19 protein-coding genes and 3 pseudogenes are annotated in these 19,623 nt (G+C 36.8%); 12 read left to right on the top strand and 10 right to left on the bottom strand.

Translation table 11 applies throughout. From position 1 onward, the window contains the following. The first annotated feature begins 50 nt into the window (after positions 1-50). Entirely contained in the window at positions 51-641 is a 591-nt protein-coding gene (locus tag MHB61_RS12775) for a CHAP domain-containing protein (protein ID WP_137016748.1), read from the top strand. 132 nt (positions 642-773) lie between these two features. Here MHB61_RS12775 and MHB61_RS12780 read toward each other — a convergent pair whose 3' ends face one another. Further along, a complete protein-coding gene (locus MHB61_RS12780) occupies positions 774-1,853 on the bottom strand; it encodes an SEC-C domain-containing protein (RefSeq protein WP_137016746.1) in 1,080 nt (359 codons plus the stop codon). Between the two features lie 347 nt (positions 1,854-2,200). On the opposite strand from MHB61_RS12780, the gene istA reads away from it, so the two are divergent. The 3 genes from istA to MHB61_RS12795 all read left to right on the top strand — a co-directional run bounded on the left by istA (position 2,201) and on the right by MHB61_RS12795 (position 4,549). After that, positions 2,201-3,424 carry an IS21-like element IS712 family transposase gene (gene istA / locus MHB61_RS12785; RefSeq protein ID WP_003331415.1) on the top strand — a complete coding sequence of 408 codons (1,224 nt, stop codon included), beginning with the start codon at positions 2,201-2,203 and terminating at the stop codon, positions 3,422-3,424. 11 nt (positions 3,425-3,435) lie between these two features. Beyond that, positions 3,436-4,194, top strand: coding sequence for an IS21-like element IS712 family helper ATPase IstB (istB, locus tag MHB61_RS12790; protein WP_003331414.1), 759 nt, complete (start codon positions 3,436-3,438; stop codon positions 4,192-4,194). Positions 4,195-4,444: 250 nt separating this feature from the next. Then, positions 4,445-4,549: a type I toxin-antitoxin system Fst family toxin gene (locus MHB61_RS12795; protein WP_127005300.1), complete on the top strand. Its 105-nt coding sequence runs from the start codon at positions 4,445-4,447 to the stop codon at positions 4,547-4,549. A gap of 150 nt (positions 4,550-4,699) precedes the next feature. Here MHB61_RS12795 and MHB61_RS12800 read toward each other — a convergent pair whose 3' ends face one another. Next, the gene (locus MHB61_RS12800) at positions 4,700-5,263 is read right to left on the bottom strand and encodes a recombinase family protein (protein ID WP_137016744.1); all 564 of its coding nucleotides are present in this window, start codon (positions 5,261-5,263) and stop codon (positions 4,700-4,702) included. A gap of 159 nt (positions 5,264-5,422) precedes the next feature. Between MHB61_RS12800 and MHB61_RS12805 the strand changes: the two are divergent. Beyond that, positions 5,423-5,711, top strand: a pseudogene (locus MHB61_RS12805) (IS6 family transposase); the annotation flags it as partial. Positions 5,712-5,806: 95 nt separating this feature from the next. Here the strand turns inward: MHB61_RS12805 and MHB61_RS12810 are convergent. After that, positions 5,807-6,109, bottom strand: a complete 303-nt coding sequence (locus MHB61_RS12810) for a bacteriocin immunity protein (protein WP_015081754.1) — start codon at positions 6,107-6,109, stop codon at positions 5,807-5,809. A gap of 243 nt (positions 6,110-6,352) precedes the next feature. Between MHB61_RS12810 and MHB61_RS12815 the strand changes: the two genes are divergently transcribed. Continuing rightward, a complete protein-coding gene (locus tag MHB61_RS12815) occupies positions 6,353-6,775 on the top strand; it encodes a cupin domain-containing protein (protein WP_003108064.1) in 423 nt (140 codons plus the stop codon). Between the two features lie 162 nt (positions 6,776-6,937). On the opposite strand, the pseudogene MHB61_RS12820 reads toward MHB61_RS12815, so the two are convergent. Beyond that, positions 6,938-7,057 (bottom strand): annotated as a pseudogene (locus MHB61_RS12820) (IS5/IS1182 family transposase); the annotation flags it as partial. A gap of 75 nt (positions 7,058-7,132) precedes the next feature. On the opposite strand from MHB61_RS12820, the gene MHB61_RS12825 reads away from it, so the two are divergent. The 5 genes from MHB61_RS12825 (at position 7,133) to gdhA (ending at position 13,640) form a co-directional block, all read left to right on the top strand. Further along, positions 7,133-7,813: an IS6-like element ISS1S family transposase gene (locus MHB61_RS12825; protein WP_010890648.1), complete on the top strand. Its 681-nt coding sequence runs from the start codon at positions 7,133-7,135 to the stop codon at positions 7,811-7,813. A gap of 565 nt (positions 7,814-8,378) precedes the next feature. Further along, entirely contained in the window at positions 8,379-8,771 is a 393-nt protein-coding gene (gene merR, locus MHB61_RS12830) for an Hg(II)-responsive transcriptional regulator (protein WP_020220203.1), read from the top strand. A 24-nt stretch (positions 8,772-8,795) separates the two neighbouring features. Further along, positions 8,796-10,436, top strand: a complete 1,641-nt coding sequence (gene merA, locus MHB61_RS12835) for a mercury(II) reductase (protein ID WP_301475099.1) — start codon at positions 8,796-8,798, stop codon at positions 10,434-10,436. Between the two features lie 241 nt (positions 10,437-10,677). Further along, positions 10,678-12,000 (top strand): ISL3 family transposase, encoded by a 1,323-nt coding sequence (locus MHB61_RS12840; RefSeq protein WP_340817571.1) that lies wholly within the window; start codon positions 10,678-10,680, stop codon positions 11,998-12,000. A 293-nt stretch (positions 12,001-12,293) separates the two neighbouring features. Further along, positions 12,294-13,640 (top strand): NADP-specific glutamate dehydrogenase, encoded by a 1,347-nt coding sequence (gene gdhA, locus MHB61_RS12845; RefSeq protein WP_011915213.1) that lies wholly within the window; start codon positions 12,294-12,296, stop codon positions 13,638-13,640. A gap of 120 nt (positions 13,641-13,760) precedes the next feature. Here the strand turns inward: gdhA and MHB61_RS12850 are convergent, their stop codons facing one another. Continuing rightward, the gene (locus tag MHB61_RS12850) at positions 13,761-14,441 is read right to left on the bottom strand and encodes an IS6-like element IS1216 family transposase (RefSeq protein WP_340817572.1); all 681 of its coding nucleotides are present in this window, start codon (positions 14,439-14,441) and stop codon (positions 13,761-13,763) included. Positions 14,442-14,560: 119 nt separating this feature from the next. Between MHB61_RS12850 and MHB61_RS12855 the strand changes: the two genes are divergently transcribed. After that, positions 14,561-15,088, top strand: a complete 528-nt coding sequence (locus MHB61_RS12855; RefSeq protein WP_032944468.1) for a hypothetical protein — start codon at positions 14,561-14,563, stop codon at positions 15,086-15,088. Between the two features lie 286 nt (positions 15,089-15,374). Here the strand turns inward: MHB61_RS12855 and MHB61_RS12860 are convergent, their stop codons facing one another. The 5 genes and pseudogenes from MHB61_RS12860 to MHB61_RS12880 all read right to left on the bottom strand — a co-directional run bounded on the left by MHB61_RS12860 (position 15,375) and on the right by MHB61_RS12880 (position 19,549). Further along, entirely contained in the window at positions 15,375-15,602 is a 228-nt protein-coding gene (locus tag MHB61_RS12860; RefSeq protein WP_023189917.1) for a hypothetical protein, read from the bottom strand. A 13-nt stretch (positions 15,603-15,615) separates the two neighbouring features. Beyond that, positions 15,616-15,855, bottom strand: coding sequence for a heavy-metal-associated domain-containing protein (locus MHB61_RS12865; RefSeq protein WP_023189918.1), 240 nt, complete (start codon positions 15,853-15,855; stop codon positions 15,616-15,618). Positions 15,856-16,015: 160 nt separating this feature from the next. Further along, a pseudogene (locus MHB61_RS12870) lies at positions 16,016-17,223 on the bottom strand (type II restriction endonuclease); the annotation flags it as partial. 114 nt (positions 17,224-17,337) lie between these two features. Further along, positions 17,338-17,565: a heavy-metal-associated domain-containing protein gene (locus tag MHB61_RS12875; RefSeq protein ID WP_017865334.1), complete on the bottom strand. Its 228-nt coding sequence runs from the start codon at positions 17,563-17,565 to the stop codon at positions 17,338-17,340. A gap of 13 nt (positions 17,566-17,578) precedes the next feature. Then, entirely contained in the window at positions 17,579-19,549 is a 1,971-nt protein-coding gene (locus MHB61_RS12880; protein WP_017865333.1) for a copper-translocating P-type ATPase, read from the bottom strand. Between the last annotated feature and the right edge of the window lie 74 nt (positions 19,550-19,623).

Raw genomic sequence — 19,623 nt, forward strand, 5'->3', positions numbered from 1 at the left:
TATTTCTAAAGTCCTTGCCAATTTTAAACAAATGGATTATAATTTGAAACATGAAAAAAACAACTTATCAATTTCTCTCACCTCTATTGGTTGTGAGTAGCCTTCTCGTTTTGGGAAATGTGTTCCCTTCTCATGCAAAAGCAGGAATGGTTAATATTAATAGCACTCCTGAAGCGACGATTCCTACTATTCCTATACCATCTGAAAATAAAATTGATTCCGAACAAGAACCACTTCTACCTACAGAATGGACGATTGACCTTCCTATTCACTCAGAAAAATATTCTGAAACCAATTATGCTTATAAACAATGTACTTGGTGGGTTTATAATAGAGCCCAAGAATTCGGGATTCACTTCAGTACCTCAATGGGAAATGGAGGAGAATGGCAAAATAATCTTGCTTATGAGATCACGACAACTCCGCAACTTCATAGTGCGGTGAGTTTCAGACCTGGACAGATTATTGGCGGACAATGGCAAGCTGATCCAACTTATGGACATGTGGCGTTTGTGGAGGCCATCCATCCCGATGGCTCAATCTTGATTTCACAGTCTGGAACAGGATTCTCTACCTTATACAACTATCAAGTACTGACAGCCACAGAGGCTGCTCAACTTCATTATGTGATTGGAAAATAAAAAGAAAATGCTACCGAATCAATTCAGTAGCATTTTTTTGTTTATTAAGATGTGAAATCACAATATGAGTTTCTTGAAAATTGGAGTTTTTCTGACAGAACACCACTAAACTCCTTCTATAAGTTTGAACAATTACAATTTAAATAAATCATATCCAGGATAAGAGAATCTATCAACTAATTTTCCTAGAAGTTCCAACATTACTTCTTTCCCCTGGAAAATGGAATTGAAATTTTCTTTTTCTTTTCTTTTCATCGCTCCCCATGAGCTTGGGTTAATAACTAGATTTTCTGTTGTACTCGGTACAACATTATTAACAAAATTTTTCTTTTCTTCCTCATTAATGCTGCCTAATTTCTCACCAATGGTACAAAATAGTTCATCATTACTTTTGAGCCAAGCAATTATGAAATACATTTTTCCATTATCAGGAAAAATTGTATAGTAAATGTGTTTAGCCGGAATATCAAAGTCCTCTAAATCTTGAATTCTTAGTCCAGAATAATCAAACCTTGGTTCTTCCATACCAGTTGCAGCGAAGTTACTTTCTCCTTCAAATTCCCAGACAAAATAGGTTAAACAATTGTATTTATTATCTATTATCGCTTTGTCAAACTCTTCCTTTTCTATCAACAAGTCGTCGTGTCCTATTTTGGAAACCCACAATTGCTTCATTGTTTCCGAATTTCTTGCAATTGATGGCATCATCGAAAATAAATATTGATAAAATCTATGCCCTTCTTCCTTTCTATGAAGTTCCAGCACAAATGCTCGATAAATATGTAGAAATACTTGTTCCTCACTTCCCTCAAAGTCTTTATCTTCAATAGGTCTAAAAGTATACTTATCATGCTCATTACAAAAACCTGTAAAAGTAGTAGCCTCCTTTCTTCCGTATTCTGTTTGTTCATTAAAATTTAAATTTTTTGGAATAGGCATTAGTACAACACCATCATCAGCTATTTTTGATAGTATCTTATTGTTTTGTATTGAATGTGCAGAAATTATTTTTTCAGAACACTCGTTTTTTACAGGGTGGTGGCACTCTCTAAAACGAGCCTGCTTCCTCCCCTTGCTGTATAATTTATTAAAGCTCTCCGCATCTATGCTCTCTCTTTCCAATAAATCTTTTTTCCTCATACAGCAACTTTTGAATTTAATATCACTACCACAAAAACATTTCTCATTTCTACCAATAGTATACTTTTTCATCACACTCCTTTTAATACCTATATAATAAGTCTATTTCCTATATTTTATTATTTTTTTCTTCTGAAATACTAACTTCTCCATTGCAGGCGTTAGCTATGGGGTAACTGTTTTTCTTTCCGTCAGTTTGATTTATCACTACTACTGATTCATAATTCTTTATTGATTGTTAGTTAGTTAGTTAGTGATTATCTTACGGCCTTCTCTATTTTCGAGATCCTTAACAGATTTAACGTGTGAGGCTTTAAAAATCCAGTGATGATGCGGGGATGTAAAGGGCCATGCTAAAATGTAGGAAACGGGCCATTGAAAATGTAGGTTAACTTTAAAATTGTGATAGGCTTTTCCTTATGAGAAAAGACATCCTAGAAAGTATAACCGAACATCTTATGACTGGAATTAAACCTAATTTCGCTGATATTGCCAGACGCTATAATTGTGACTATCGGACGGTCAAACGTTATTATGACCTCGGAAAAGAAAAGACCCTTGAAGAAGCTTCAAAACGAAGGGTCCCACCGTCACTTATTGAGAACTATAAATCAATCATTGAAGATAAACTCAAGCTTGGCTGCTCTGTGCGCTCAATTTACTACTTCATCCAACTAAAAGGCTATCAAGGCTCATATACGACCGTCAAACGCTATGCCAGATTGATTCGAGAATCCTGCAAACATAAAGCAACGATTCGAATTGAAACAACGCCTGGACTTTCTGCTCAAGTCGACTGGAAAGAAAATTTAAAACTGATCTCACGCAATGGTGAAGTGTTTACGATTAATATCTTTCTGTATATTCTTGGCTACTCTCGGATGAAGTATCTTCAATTGACCGTCGACCGTCTCCAACCCACACTCTTTGAGTGTCTCAATCACGCTTTTGAGAAATTCGGAGGTGTCCCTGAAGAAATTTGGTTTGACAATATGAAAACAGTGGTGGACCATTCTAAAAGTCAATTCTCAAATGTTGTTTTCAATGAACGATTCAGGCAGTATGCAAAAGATGCTGGATTTAAACCCATTGCTTGTCGGCCATTCAGACCTCAAACCAAAGGTAAAGTAGAAGCGCTTGCGAGAACTGTTGACCGCCTGCTTGTCTTTAACAATGAGTTTGAAGACCTTGAAGAATTACAAGCACTGGTCCAACAATTGATGGAAGATTTGAATCATAAAGAAATCTCTCAAGCGATTGGAACCTCACCTTCTGAACGTCTTGACCAAGAGGCGTTGAATCTCAAGGCTTTTGATTTAGAGCTTCTCAAAGTTTATAGTCAATTGAGTGTTCCTTTGACTCGAAAAGTCTCTAAAGAGGCACTTGTGATCTTTGAAGGGCGTAAATATTCAGTGCCGGTTAAATATATTGGACAGACCGTAACCTGTGAAAAAGAACAAGAGGACCTTAAAGTCTATTGTGACCAACGCTTGATTGCTCGTCATCCTTTAAGCGACCGTCCCTTTAATTATCGCCGTGAAGATTACGTTGAAATTCTTAAATCAGATGTCTTCAAACATCTTGAAGAAGACGAACTAGAGGCTTATGTGGATGAGAATCTTCAAGCCTACGATTTATTGTGAAGGGAGCGCTTATGACAACTTATCATCAATTACTCAACCAATTGGACCATTTAAAACTCGATCGTGTGCGTCAGCTCTTACCAGAGTTCTTAGATGAGCATGCGGATATTTCCTTAGTAGAGGGCCTTCATGAACTCTTGAGTGAAGAACTTCGTGAACGAGAAGCGCTCCTTCAGGAAAGACGATTAAAAAAAGCCCATCTGCCTTATGAAAAGCGTGTGATGGACTTTGATTTTCAGTTTCAACCGAAAATTAATAAAGCAGAGATTTTAGATTTACATACCTTACGTTTTTTAGATAAGCATGAGAATCTTCTCTTCATTGGCAATAGTGGCGTAGGTAAGACACATTTAGCTATTTCTATCACTTTAGAAGCCCTAGAGAAAGGTTATAGCTCTTACTTTTGTATGAGTACTGAATTAGTGGACCGTTTATTAAGAGCCAATCAAAAAGGAACTTTAGAGCGAGTATTAAAACAGTATGCCAATTATGATGTACTTGTTATTGATGAAGTGGGTTATCTGCCCTTTTCAAGAGATGGAGCGAGTCTTCTCTTTCAACTGATTAATATGAGATATGAAAAGAAATCCACGTTGATTACTACGAATATCCCACTTTCTCAATGGTCTGAGTTTCTTCAAGATAAGAAATTAACGAATGCTTTATTGGACCGCTTGGTTCATCATTCTAAAGTCATTTCTATTACTGGAAAATCTTATAGAATGAAAGACTATAGTGAGAAGAAAACCAAAACCCCAAAAAGTAAATAAAGTGATGGGCCCAAAACCAACAATTTGGGTGGCCCATTTCCTACATTTTCAATGACCCAAAACCAACATTTTTAGATGGCCCTTGACAGCGGGGAAACTTAACCACTTTTAAAATATAGAAATTTACTAATATTTGTATTTCAATATTTTGATTTTTTATTTGACATAGCCTAATCCTTCCTGATATGCTACAATATAAATTGGCGCACCTGACCAATGCAGAAATGCCTTAGGGAGGGGGGTGAGATCTATGCTTCTGCAGTCATTCGTTACAGCTGTCGCTTCCATTGTGGTGGGAGTTGTCCTTGAACTTTTCAAGGACTGGTTAAAACACCGACATAAAAAGCGCCACTAATTCCACATCACTCACTTTTCGACGGAGTGAGTGTTTTTTTTATAAAAAAAGCCGAGACCTTTTCGACGTGTCCCGACTCTCTGTGAGATAATACTCCCACAATCATTCGTTATGTTAATTATATCATTTCAATAGTCTTTGTCAATAGATTTATTTTTTTGCGATCTTCATAAATCTTCTTTTTTGAGTCGCAATACTGATACCAGTTTTTCGCTCAATCATCTTGTAAGTCATTCCTTGCTGCTTTAATTCATAAGCAAATTGAATTTGTTCTTCAGTAAATTTCTGAGGACGTCCTTCTTTAAAGTTCGGATCATGGATTTTAGCAAAGTTTTTTCCTTCCTGAGTCCTGGTTACAATAAGGTCTCGTTCAAACTGCGCAAAAGCACTGAAGATGGTAAAAATAAGTTGACCTGTCGGTGTATTATCGATAAGTCCAATATTTAATATATGAACCTTAATTCCTCTATTAAATAACGATTGAACAATTTCTAAAACTTCTTTAGTGTTCCTGGCTAATCGATCTAACTTTGTCACAATTAAAGTATCGCCATTTGCTAACTTTTTGAGCACTAAATTAAATTGTGGACGTTCGACTGTAGTTCCAGTAAACTTTTCTTGGAAAACTTCTTCTGCTCCTGCTTCTTTCAGAACTTCAATTTGAGATTCTAATTTCTGTTCAAAAGTACTGACACGTGCATACCCAATTTTCATATTTTGACCTCTATTAATAACCCTAAGTTACGAGCCGTTCTTTCTCCTTTAATTATAACACACAAAAAAAGAGCTCACAACTGTTAAGTTATGAGCTAACCGTTAATTTCAAAACTGCTTTTTTACAAAGATTAAGGCAAACAATTTCCAAAAGACGTGATGATTGTAGCTGTAGGTTATTATTTGCGTTACAATTTGATCTATCGTGAAGTACAAGAGATGCTTTTTATGACCGAGGAATTAATGTATGCCATACAACGATTTATCGTTGGGTATAAGAATACAGCAAAGTGCTCTATCATCTATGGAAGAAGAAAAATAGACAGTCCTTTATTTGTGGAAAATGGACGAAACCTATATCAAAATTAAGGGACGTTGGCATTATCTTTATCGTGCAATTGATGCGGACGGCTTAACCTTAGATATCTGGTTACGAAAGAAACGAGATATCTAAGGTTAAATATTTAGACACAAAATGAGCATACCCATAATTTTGTAAAAACTAATCTATAATAAATTCCAGTTACTACTCAAATTTGATGTCTATTTACTTTCAAAGTTTGACCACCCATACGGAGAACCTCCAGTACCTGGATTAACTAGCATTCTCTTCCGAGACTCTTCAAGAAAATAAAGAACAGGAGAAGAGTGCACCAGATACTGCAAACTAGAAATTAGTTCACTAATTTGAGCATCAAAATCTCGCCCTCTTTCAATATCTCTTTTTGCTATTACAAAAAGTTTTTTTTCTTCTTTTGAGATAGTATTATTGATTATTATGTTATCAATAATATTTAATAACTCTTTTTGGTTATCTTTTAAATTTGGGTAAAAGTATTTCGTCATTCTTTATTAACCTTATTTGTTATGTTGAGTTTTTTTGTGTCATTCTACATTGACACAAAACCTATATTTCGACTATCACTGCCTTTTTATTTTTCTAACTTAATTTTACAATTCGCGATTCGCGTCTTTAAAAAAACGGTAGATAATAATCTTTTTCTTTGCTTTGTAAACGGTTTTATGTTATTACTATAGTATAGATTAATTATTAGAATTAGTCTAATTAAGAACAAGGAGGACTTTCTAATGACATTCGATTATAAAGATCATGGCAAAGAAAAATTTATCGTTAACATTGAGGATTATACCAAAGAAAACGAGAATTACCGTACAACAATTTGGACTGGTGAAAAACTTCAGGTTACATTAATGGCTATTGAACCCGGTGACGATATTGGTTTAGAAGTACACATGGGTATCGATCAATTCCTCCGTATCGAAGAAGGTAAAGGTTTATGCCAAATGGGAGATGCCGAAGATAATCTTACATTTGAACAAGAAGTTTCAGATGATGATGTAATTTTAGTACCTGCTGATACTTGGCATAATGTAACCAATATTGGTGACAAACCTCTGAAAATTTACTCAATTTATGCAGGTCCTGATCATGTCCCTGGTACAGTACATAAAACGCATGAGGAAGCTAAAAATGATCCTAATGAAGACTAATTTTAGTTATATGATTTGTCAAATTAAGGGCACCTCTAATAACTACCAATTAATTCACCTCTAAATGAAATTAGAAAAAAACACAGAAAACTAAGCATAGTCTACTGTGTTTTTCTTTATGTTACAGACGCCACTTGACTGTTTATTCTTATTTTAGACAGATTACCGCCATGTTTTGAGATTTAAACGTTTAACTTGTTCGTACCTCAATAAGTTATAAGTCAGATTTGTAAGGTCAGTATTTAAAACAGCTCGATCGAATCCAATATAACGTAAACTAGAACGGTTCTGTTGCAAAGTTTTCTGATAAGTCTATTTTAGTGTAAAATGAATAAAAATGACAGCGAGGATATATCAATGAACTATTTTAAAGGTAAACAATTTCAAAAAGATGTGATTATTGTCGCTGTTGGTTATTATCTACGTTACAATCTAAGCTATCGTGAAATTCAAGAACTCCTTTATGATCGTGGGATTAACGTTTGTCACACAACTATTTATCGTTGGGTACAAGAATACAGTAAAGTCCTCTATCATCTCTGGAAAAAGAAAAATAGACAGTCCTTCTATTCGTGGAAAATGGATGAAACTTATATCAAAATCAAAGGTCGTTGGCATTATCTCTATCGTGCAATTGATGCGGATGGATTGACTTTAGACATCTGGCTACGCAAGAAACGGGATACTCAAGCTGCTTATGCGTTCTTGAAACGACTACATAAACAGTTTGGTCAACCAAGAGTAATTGTCACGGATAAAGCGCCCTCTATTGGTTCTGCATTTAGAAAGTTACAGAGTAACGGTTTATATACTAAGACAGAGCATCGAACCGTGAAGTATCTCAATAACCTCATTGAGCAAGACCATCGACCAATCAAACGACGCAATAAATTTTATCGAAGTCTACGAACTGCCTCAACCACGATTAAGGGCATGGAAACAATTCGAGGAATATACAAAAAGAACCGAAGAAATGGAACGCTCTTCGGATTTTCGGTATCTACTGAGATTAAGGTCTTAATGGGAATATTAGCTTAAGAACAAGAAGGATTATAAACCTTGTATTTGATTTTTAAACTTTGCAACAGAACCATTCGCGCTATTTATGGAAAGCCCGTTCAGAAGACGGTCACTTTAAAATCGGTTTAAATGATGATGCCCGCGTGGAATTTGGCGAGATTTCTTCAGTAACGTTCTTCATCAACGTAAGTTAGATTTGTTGAAAGAACAGAAAAAAGGCTTTTTACAAAAGATGTTTGTTTAGGGTCTATAATTAGATAATAACCCCTCGAAAAGACTATTAAAATAACCCTAATTATCTATTGATTAGATAATGGGGGCTGTTTTTTTGTTAAGTGATATAATAAACCATAAAAGAAGTTTAGAAATATGGGGTCTTCGGAATATATAGTGGAATTACTTTTTTAATAGTTTAAAAACAACTGGTGTTTAAATCGGATTTTCTAGTGGGATGTTAGGACAATCAATAGTATTAAAGTATCAATCACATACGAGTGATACGTTGGGAAAAAAATAAAATAGTCCAATTTACTTGACCGTGTACTATGGTACACGGTTTATAATATTCATGGGGTGAAATAAGATGATTTACCGCATTAGCGAGTTTGCAGAAAAATGTGGCGTTAATAAAGAAACGATTAGATATTACGAGCGAAAAAATTTACTACAAGAACCTCACCGAACGGAAGCTGGTTATCGGATATATTCATATGATGACGTTAAGCGTGTTGGGTTTATTAAACGAATACAGGAACTTGGATTTTCTTTAAACGAGATTTATAAATTACTTGGTGTTGTAGATAAAGATGAAGTTCGTTGTCAAGATATGTTCGAATTTGTTTCTAAAAAACAGATGGAAGTTCAAAAACAAATAGAGGATTTAAAACGAATTGAAACTATGTTAGACGACTTAAAACAACGATGTCCAGATGAAAAGCAATTACATTCGTGTCCAATAATAGAAACATTAACATGAGAGATTAACGAAAGGGGCTTTATTATGAATAAATTTAAGGTAAACATTCAAGGAATGACCTGTGCGGGTTGTGAAAAACACGTTGAATCAGCACTTGAAAAGATAGGTGCTAAAAATATTGAGTCTAGTTTTCGTCGTGGTGAAGCAGTATTTGAACTACCCAATGAAATTGAGGTTGAAAGTGCAATAAAGGCGATTGATGAAGCAAATTACAAAGCCAGAGAAATTGAAGAAGTATCATCACTAGAAAACGTGGCGTTAAGTAATGAAGACAATTATGACCTTCTTATTATTGGTTCTGGTGCTGCTGCCTTTTCATCGGCAATTAAAGCTATAGAATACGGTGCAAAAGTTGGAATGATTGAGCGTGGAACGGTTGGGGGAACCTGTGTGAATATTGGCTGTGTTCCGTCAAAAACTCTTCTTAGGGCAGGGGAAATCAATCATTTATCAAAAGACAACCCGTTTATAGGTTTACAAACATCCGCTGGAGAAGTGGATTTAGCTAGTTTAATCACGCAAAAGGATAAATTGGTGAGCGAACTTCGGAATCAAAAATATGTGGATTTAATTGATGAATATAATTTTGATTTAATTAAAGGTGAAGCAAAATTCGTTGATGCTAGTACGGTTGAGGTTAATGGGGCAAAGTTATCTGCAAAACGCTTTTTAATTGCAACAGGTGCATCGCCTTCGTTGCCCCAAATTTCAGGACTTGAAAAAATGGACTATTTAACTAGTACAACACTTCTTGAGTTAAAGAAAATACCAAAACGATTAACTGTAATTGGCTCAGGATACATTGGAATGGAGCTTGGACAACTATTTCATCATTTAGGTTCAGAAATAACGCTTATGCAAAGAAGTGAGCGACTTTTAAAGGAGTATGATCCTGAGATTTCAGAGTCAGTTGAAAAAGCGTTAATTGAACAGGGTATAAACCTTGTCAAAGGGGCAACTTTTGAGCGTGTTGAACAAAGTGGAGAGATAAAAAAGGTTTACATAACAGTAAATGGCAGTAAAGAAGTCATTGAATCAGATCAGTTACTTGTTGCCACTGGAAGAAAACCAAATACGGATTCTTTAAATTTAAGTGCAGCAGGTGTTGAAACTGGAAAAAATAATGAAATCCTGATCAATGATTTTGGTCAAACAAGTAATGAAAAGATTTATGCAGCAGGAGATGTGACGTTAGGACCGCAATTTGTATATGTAGCAGCCTATGAAGGTGGAATTATTACTGATAATGCTATCGGTGGATTAAACAAAAAAATAGATTTATCGGTAGTTCCTGCTGTTACGTTTACGAATCCGACGGTTGCAACGGTTGGTTTAACAGAAGAACAAGCAAAAGAGAAAGGGTATGATGTGAAGACATCTGTATTACCTTTAGATGCTGTTCCAAGAGCAATTGTAAACCGTGAAACAACCGGTGTATTTAAACTAGTAGCAGATGCAGAAACACTAAAAGTATTAGGGGTTCATATTGTATCTGAGAATGCAGGAGATGTCATCTATGCAGCATCATTAGCTGTTAAATTTGGCTTAACGATAGAAGATTTAACAGAAACCCTAGCACCATATTTAACAATGGCTGAAGGGCTAAAATTAGCTGCACTTACGTTCGATAAAGATGTTTCGAAATTATCTTGTTGTGCAGGCTAAGGGAACTTTTTTTACAACTCCCTATTCAAGTGAACCAGCTAATACTGTACTAAAGGTGTGCAGTAGTTTAGCAAAGTCTACAAAAGATTTCATACACTATTTTGCGATCACCCATTATATAAATGCTTTAAGGGATTTTCTAAGTGCATTTGTGGTCACAAAAATAATTTAACACTGATGATTTCGACATCAAATCTATAATTGATACCTTAACACCGCAGAGTAATAAAGGATGAACAATATGTCAGACTTATTATCCTTACCAGACATTAAAACAATAGAACCACCACAAGAAAATGAAACCGATATGATGTTTAAAGTTGAAGCAGTCGGACCACCTGAACGTTGTCCTGAATGTGGTTTTGACAAGTTGTACAAACACAGTTCAAGAAATCAACTAATTATGGATTTGCCCATTCGTTTAAAGCGAGTGGGCTTACAATTGAACCGTAGACGATACAAGTGTCGTGAATGCGGATCTACCTTCTGGGAACGCCTAATATCTGTAGATGAAAAGCGTAGTATGACCAAAAGGCTTTTAAAGTCCATTCAAGAGCAATCCATGTCTAAGACCTTTGTAGAAGTCGCAGAAAGCGTTGGTGTTGACGAGAAAACTATTAGGAACGTTTTTAAGGACTATGTGGCACTCAAAGAACGTGAATACCAGTTTGAAACTCCTAAGTGGCTTGGGATAGACGAGATACATATTATCCGTAGACCTCGGCTTGTATTGACTAATATTGAACGCAGGACTATTTATGACATCAAGCCAAACCGTAACAAGGAAACAGTCATCCAACGTCTTTCAGAAATTAGTGACAGGACTTATATTGAGTACGTCACAATGGATATGTGGAAGCCCTACAAAGACGCAGTGAACACTATCCTTCCACACGCTAAAGTGGTCGTAGATAAGTTTCATGTAGTTAGAATGGCTAATCAAGTCTTAGATAACGTCAGAAAGTCTTTGAAAGCTCATATGAGCCAAAAAGAAAGACGTACCCTTATGCGTGAAAGGTTTATCCTTCTAAAGCGTAAACACGATCTAAATGAACGTGAATCATTCCTCTTAGAGACTTGGTTAGGTAATCTTCCTGCCTTAAAAGAAGCCTATGAACTCAAAGAAGAGTTTTACTGGATATGGGATACTCCTGATTCAGATGAAGGTCGTCTTCGTTATAGTCAATGGAGACACCGTTGTATGTCCAGTAACTCTAAAGATGCATATAAAGACCTCGTGAGAGCCGTAGACAACTGGCATGTCGAAATATTCAACTACTTTGATAAAAGGCTCACTAACGCTTATACGGAGTCAATTAACAGCATTATTAGGCAGGTAGAGCGAATGGGTAGAGGTTACTCGTTTGATGCCTTACGAGCCAAAATCCTTTTCAATGAGAAGCTCCATAAAAAGCGTAAGCCACGATTTAATTCAAGTGCTTTCAATAAAGCTATGTTACACGATAATTTCAATTGGTATGAAGTGAATGATCATAACATTACAGACAACTTTGGTGTCGATTTTTCCACACTTATTAAGAATTTGGAGAAGGGTGATTTATAAGCCCTTTTCCACCATAAAATCCGAATACCCGAAATATGGTCCTGGTCATAAATAAATAAACAATTTAATTAATTATTTATTTAATTTCAGAAAGGGTTCTGTGAGTGTTTTAATTGTGCTATAATACTACCATGAATTTATCGTGCGTCGACTGAATTCTGTATATATATATTGTCGTATAGTCAAATTTGGGCCTAACTTCAACTGCAGGTTCTGTCGTAGTTGAATGGGCACTGTCGATCACATTCGGTAATCGCGCAATCGATCAGCTAATGTGCAATAGGAGGAAAAATATGTCACAAGCAACTGAATATATCAAAGAAGTTCGGGCGAACCTTGCTCAACGCGATGGCAACCAAGCTGAGTTTCTTGAAGCGGTCGATAATTTTCTAGCAACGATCACGCCGGTGTTTGAAGCACATCCCGAATATATTGAAGCTAATATTTTGGGCCAGATCACTGAACCTGAGCGGGCCTTCCAATTCCGTGTACCGTGGGTCGACGATGCTGGTAAAGTTCAGATCAATCGCGGCTTCCGGGTGCAATTTAATTCTGCTATTGGCCCGTACAAGGGTGGGCTGCGCTTCCATCCTAGTGTTAACTTGTCCGTTGTTAAATTTTTAGGCTTTGAACAAATTTTCAAAAATAGCCTAACTGGCTTACCAATCGGTGGTGGTAAAGGCGGTAGTGATTTTAATCCTAAAGGTAAATCTGATGGTGAAGTCATGCGTTTTGCCCAAAGCTTTATGACCGAATTGCAAAAACATATTGGTCCTGATATTGACGTGCCAGCTGGTGATATTGGTGTCGGCGGTCGTGAAATTGGTTACTTATTTGGTCAATACAAACGTCTAAATGGCTTTAGCGGTGGGATTTTAACTGGTAAAGGTCTCAGCTACGGTGGTAGCTTAGTGCGGCCAGAAGCGACTGGTTTTGGCTTACTTTACTATGTGGATGCGATGCTCAAAGCACATCGCGATGATCTCAGCGGTAAAAAAATCAAATTATCTGGTGCCGGTAATGTGGCAATCTATGCGATTCAAAAAGCGACTGAACTAGGTGCTAAAATCGTAACGGTTTCTGATTCTGATGGCTATATTTATGATGAACGAGGTATTGACTACAAGGTTGTGCAACAGATCAAAGAAGTCGAACGCGGTCGTATCAGCGAATACGCTAAGCGGGTCTCAACGGCAGAATATTCTAAAGGTTCTGTTTGGGAAGCACCAATTGATTGTGACGTTGCTTTACCATGTGCAACACAAAATGAAATTGATGTTGATGGAGCTAAATTATTGATTTCCAGCGGCGTCCAAGTGGTTGCTGAAGGGGCCAATATGCCAAGTACACCAGAAGCTATCAAAGCTTATCGCCAAGCCGGCTTATTGTACGGTCCAGCTAAAGCAGCTAATGCTGGTGGCGTTGCCGTTTCTGCGTTAGAAATGAGTCAAAACAGTCAACGGCTAGCTTGGTCGTTTGCTGATGTAGATCAACGTTTACAGAAGATTATGCAAGATATTTTCCAAAAATCAGCTGATGCCGCTAAACAGTATAATTTAGGCGACGATTATGTTGCGGGTGCCAATATTGCTGGTTTCTTGAAAGTTGCTGATGCGATGTATGCTCAAGGTATTGTCTAATTTTTTTGTTGAATCGTCCAAGGACGATTCGATGCTTTTGACTTGTAAGAACAGGATTGAATGAAGGGTTCTGTTGCAAAGTTTTAAATAAAGAATAAAATCCCTTGCGGTATCTATGATTTAAGCTGGGATTCCCAATAATACCTTGATTTCAGTACAGACCGAAAGCCCGAAGAGAGTGCCTTCTTTTCGGGTTTTCTTATATAATCCTCGGATGGCTTCCATGCCTTTAATCGTGGGTGAGGCAGTGCGTAAACTTCGATAGAATTTATTGCGTCTCTTTACTGGACGATGGTCTTGTTCAATCAAATTATTCAGGTATTTAATGGTACGATGTTCTGTCCCTTGATAAAAGCCGTATTCTTTTAGTTTCTTAAAGGCACTTGTAATAGAGGGGGCTTTATCTGTGACTACAACCTTCGGTTCATCAAACTGCTTCACTAACCGCTTAAGAAAAGCATAGGCTGCTTGTGTGTCCCGTTTTTTACGTAACCAAATATCCAAGGTTAAACCATCTGCATCGATGGCTCGATACAAATAATGCCATTTTCCTTTAATTTTGATGTACGTTTCATCCATTTTCCATGAATAAAAGGATTTTTTATTTTTCTTTTTCCAAATTTGATAGAGTAGTTTGCCATATTCTTGCACCCAACGATAAATCGTCGTATGAGAAACGTTAATGCCACGATCATATAAGATTTCTTGAACTTCACGATAGCTAAGGTTATAACGAAGATAGTAGCCCACGGCTACAATAATCACATCCTGCTGAAATTGCTTTCCTTTAAAATGATTCATCGTCATTCCTCCTGCTATCTTTTTCTATTATTCTACCTTATTTGATAGTAGATTTAAAACTTTGCAACAGAACCCTTATGATTATTCTTGGCTATATCCTTTTTCTTAGGCTGATATCTATGAATAGTGGCTGGACATATTTTACTGCCATATTAGCTTTCTTTTTAGTTTTCTTTGACCCTGTTGTTTTCGCTACTTTTTTTAGTAAATCAAAAATACAAAGTAAAATAAAATTTAGTACCCAGAAAAAAATATATAAAATTAAAATTTGGATTGCCGCTATACCAGTTTTTGCCGCCATTGTTCAAATGTTACTACCAATTGGAAAAATCACTTATTCCATATTTGATAGTAACAGTAACTCCACAACACCAATATTTGGAAGTAAGGCTTTAAAAGAAGCCTTTCAAGAGGTAGGATATGTCACTTGGACGGTTTTTTCAGTAGCCTATATTATTTTTATAATCATGCTAATTTTTATTTTATTTAGCGGGATTAAAAGCAAATTTAATAACAAGAAAAACGTCGGTTATGAGAATAATAAAATTAGTTTGGGTGAACGAATAATATTTTTAAAATTATTTACTGAACTATTGAATGAGTTAAAGTCGGATGACATTGAAAAAAATAAAAAAGCTGGAATTTGAAGAAGAAAGGCTAAGATTTCTAATCAGTAGTAATCTAAAGTATACGATACGAAAGAGTCAGCAACATAAAATAGTTATAGTTAATAGGGAAAAATTAAGCTAATAACCGATTGACAATTAATGAATACATGATATGTTAATACTAACGAAGATTCTTGCTAGTGCAACTCATAAAATCGAGGAATTCCGAAAATCTCTCGGTTTTTGGTATAAAAAAGCCCACCTCTCCGAAAGGTGCGCCTTTAAAATTATTATCTTTATATTCATATATAGTTCTTGCCATCAATTATGATATCTGAACATAGTATGAGTAGCATGAAATTTGATATTGCGCTCGCTCTAGTGCTTGAATAATGTCTGATAGTTGAGATGGAGTACGAGCTTTGATAATGGCCCAACCATCTAAAAAAACATGAGCAAAAATGGCTTCTTGTGTATTTTCAATGACTACTCTAACTGCATCTACGCTCACTTTATCATGGATTCCATAAATCTTTACACGGATATTTTTCATTTATCCTCTCCCCTCATTTTATTACTTTGTTATCAAAATAGTATGAAATTTTGAAACCTGCAAGTTTGACGGCATTGTTAATATCACGATAGGATAGTATAGAGCTATCATAAGTAATTTGAGTAACATCGATTTGTGAATCAGTTCTGACAGCAACCACTCCAGTTACCTCGGAAATCGCTTGCTTAATAGATTCTTGGCATTTTTTACAATGCATTTCTTCAATTTTGGCAGATATTTTTGTTAGTACCATGGAATTAACCTTCTTTTTAGAAAAATTTTTTAGTTGTATATGTAGACAATATGCTTTTATTAATATAATTATTATAAAAAAAGAATTTGCAGAACTTGTGAAGATAGTGTGTTTTCATGATAGTACAAAAAGTGAGGTGCATCCATTTTATTTTTCTAAACTGTACCAATTTACCATTTGTATAATGAGAAATTGGGGCTAATATCATAAAAACCTTACCAAATCGTTTCATAAAGGATACATTGTTCTACAAATCTTCAAACAGAATATATCGCAAATTGTCATGAAAGTTTTGGTTATACATGTAATGCTGCGGACGATTGAACTGTGCCAGAATCTCATCCTCACGCGATTCGGGCGAGACAATATACATCATTATATTTTCCTAATCGATAGAGGACAAGTCATCCATGCGATTCATGCCTGACATAATAGAAGTTGATTTTTCAATTTCAAAAGCACATACAGATTTTCCCACTTTAGCAAACTAAATGACATCAATCCAATTGTTTTACGCAGGTGATCCGGTAAATCTTGAATTTTTTGCGGCAAACTAGGCAGTGAAAAATCGCCGAGTCGCTTTCCATCAACCATGCGACTGTGGTCATTCGAAGCAATCCAAGCCTGATAACCAATTGCGTTATCTGAGGTTGCTAATTGATATTGAATTTTCTGGTGTAAATTTTTTGTTTCATCTTTTCTTAGCTTATTTTGCACAATTTCCAGTGTTTTGTTCTCTGATACCTGGATAGTGATGGTTTCATTTTCACGAATGACATAATTGAGCTTACCAGTGTCATACATAAAAGTGGAAATTGCACCTAAATCTTTTGAAAATAAACCGCCCAGTAGATTAAGTTCGATGATACCGTCACGTAGTTTGAAATAATCTTCCTACTTGCCCAGTCGAATTTTTGATTTTGTCAAATAATTGTAATCATCGACAATTGCGGTGTTAAAAGGGGGAAAAATACTTGGTTCAAGAAAATAAAGAATGTTGGCAACTGCAGCCCCAAGCCCCCTGATTTTCTTCTCAGCCATTATATTAACGACCGTCAACATTTTGATTTCTTGACTACTTCTGAGCACTTGGTTGAGACTATCAGCAAGAGTTAATTGATTTTCACGATTTTCATAAATACCAGGAGCCCTTAGTTTGGATTTCCACATAAAAGCGTGTTGTGCGCCTTTGAAAATCTCAGACTGACTTGCAATTACATCCATAACTTTTTCAAGAGTAGACCCTTTGATGTCGGGTGGAAATTTGACATTGTTAATGCTATCAATAAGCTCTTGCTTATATTTTCTAACTTGTTTAAAGGCCCTCAAGCGTTTTTCACTTCTGATAAACCAGTGGTGATAGAGCAAACTATCACACTTTTTGTAATGATTAAATAAATCTTATCCATATTACCTATATTTTCTAAATGTATTATATGATAAATTTAAAAAAAGTCCGTCAGTTATGACAGACTTTTTTATTTATAAGTCAGCAAGCCTATAAAATCGGACGTCGTAGCCCACGTCCGCAATAGCGTCACTGATTTTTGACAGCTGAATTTCACTTTCATCAAATTTGATAACAGCTTCATCGTTTTTCAGAACCACATTAGCAAATTTAACGCCATTTATTTTGCTAATAGCATTTTCGACGACATGTTTACAATGCTCACAGTGCATATCTTCAATCTTTGCAATCACTTTTTTCATGGATGAAAGCTCCTTACTGACTGCCTTGACCTGTTGCCAAAACTTTACTGCCTTTAGGTAAATGTACGTTATTCAATAAAAGAGAGCTAATGACTACGGTGATTGAGCTTAATGCCATGGCGAGTCCAGCAAGCTCTGGAGAAAGGGTTAGTCCCAAAGTACTAAACAGGCCCGCGGCGATTGGAATACCGACGATATTGTATATAAACGCCCAGAAAAGATTGAGTAAAATACGATTGTAAGTTTTACGTGCCAAGACGAGTGATATTACCACATCCATCAAATCATTCTTGACCAGTACAATACCACCTGACTCAATGGCAATATCGCTTCCAGAACCCATGGCCACTCCTATGGTAGCTGTTGATAATGCGGGCGCATCGTTGATTCCATCGCCAACAAAAGCAACTGGGCCATTTTCTTGTAACTCTTTGATTTTCTGAGCTTTGTCCCCTGGCATTACGTCAGCAATGATCTCATCAATACCGATTTCGTCCGCAATGGCTTGTGCAACCAAGTGATTGTCTCCAGTCAACATGACTGTGCGGAATCCTGCTTCTTGCATAGCCCGTATGGCGGCCTTAGAGCTAGCCTTTGGCGCATCTTGAATGCCGATGAGAGCAATGATTTGATTGTCATAGCCGACTAAGACAACGGTTTTAGCTTGTGCTTGGAGCTCCGTCATCTGTGTTTTCAGTTCTGATGTCATGTTGAAATCTTCGGCTAGACGGTCATTTCCAATAAAAGCTTGCTTGCCGTCAATTAAGGCTTTCACACCTTTTCCAGAAATGGCTTCAAAATGCTCAATCGTTGCAGGGAGAACCTGCTTGTCTTTGGCTTCATTGAGCACAGCCAAGGCCAGTGGGTGCTCCGATGAGCCTTCAAGTCCTGCAGCAATTCGTAAAATATCATTTTCCGCAAAATTCCCTGTTGAAACAAGATCAGTCACTTGTGGTTTACCAATAGTGATGGTTCCTGTCTTATCCATGACGACAGTTTTAATGGTGTGAGTAGCTTCTAACACTTCACCATTTTTGATGAGAATACCAAGTTTGGCCGAGCGGGCCGTCCCCACCATAAGAGCGGTTGGTGTGGCAATTCCCAGTGCACATGGACAAGCAATAATCATAACCGACACTGCAAAAATAAGCGCAGTGACAGGACTTGCACCTAGGAAAACATACCAAACGATGTAAGTCAAAATCGAAATCATTAAAACGATGGGCACAAAGATATTGGAGATTGTATCGACCGTTTTTTGAATTGGTGCACGCGAATTTTGTGCTTGCCGTACCATCTCAGCAATGTTTGACAGCATGGTGTCGCTACCGACTTTAGTGGCTTTGAAAGTGAAAGCACCCGTGTTATTGAGCGTGGCTCCAATGACGGCATCGCCAGGGCCTTTTTCAACGGGCATAGACTCGCCTGTTACCATGGATTCGTCCAAAGTTGACGTTCCTTCAACGATTTCGCCATCAACTGCGACTTTTTCGCCTGGCTTGATGCGAATGAGGTCACCTTCGATGACTTCCTCAATCGGTAATTTGACAAATTCGCCATCTCGCAGAACTTCTGCTTCCTTAGCCTGCAAGTCCATCAACTTGTCAACGGCTGAGGAAGCAGAGGCTTTCATCCGTTCTTCAAAGACCGAACCTAAGAGTATTAGGGTGATGACGACAGCAACCGCCTCAAAGTAAGTTCCCATAGGACGTGTGAACATTGCGTAAAGGCTATAAAAATATGCTATCGTAGTACCTAATCCCACCAGAGTATCCATGTTGGCATGATGATTTTTGAAAGAGGCAATGGCTGTGCGCAAAAATGGTAGCCCCGAAAACCAGTAAACCAGAGAACCAAATACAAACAGAATCCAGACTCCATATTTTTCGCCACCTAACATGTGACCGCCAAAGCCCATGAACATATTGATGAGTAAAGGCACTGAGCCGATGACACCAATGATAAAACGTTTTGTAACTGACATCAATTTCTCCTTTTGAACTGCGATTGCGCAGGCGCTCGATTTTTGTTAGCGTCAAAATATTTAACACTTATTTT

This window comes from Lactococcus sp. FSL K6-0773 (genome assembly GCF_038006485.1).
In the GTDB taxonomy this organism is placed as follows: Bacteria; Bacillota; Bacilli; order Lactobacillales; family Streptococcaceae; genus Lactococcus; species Lactococcus lactis.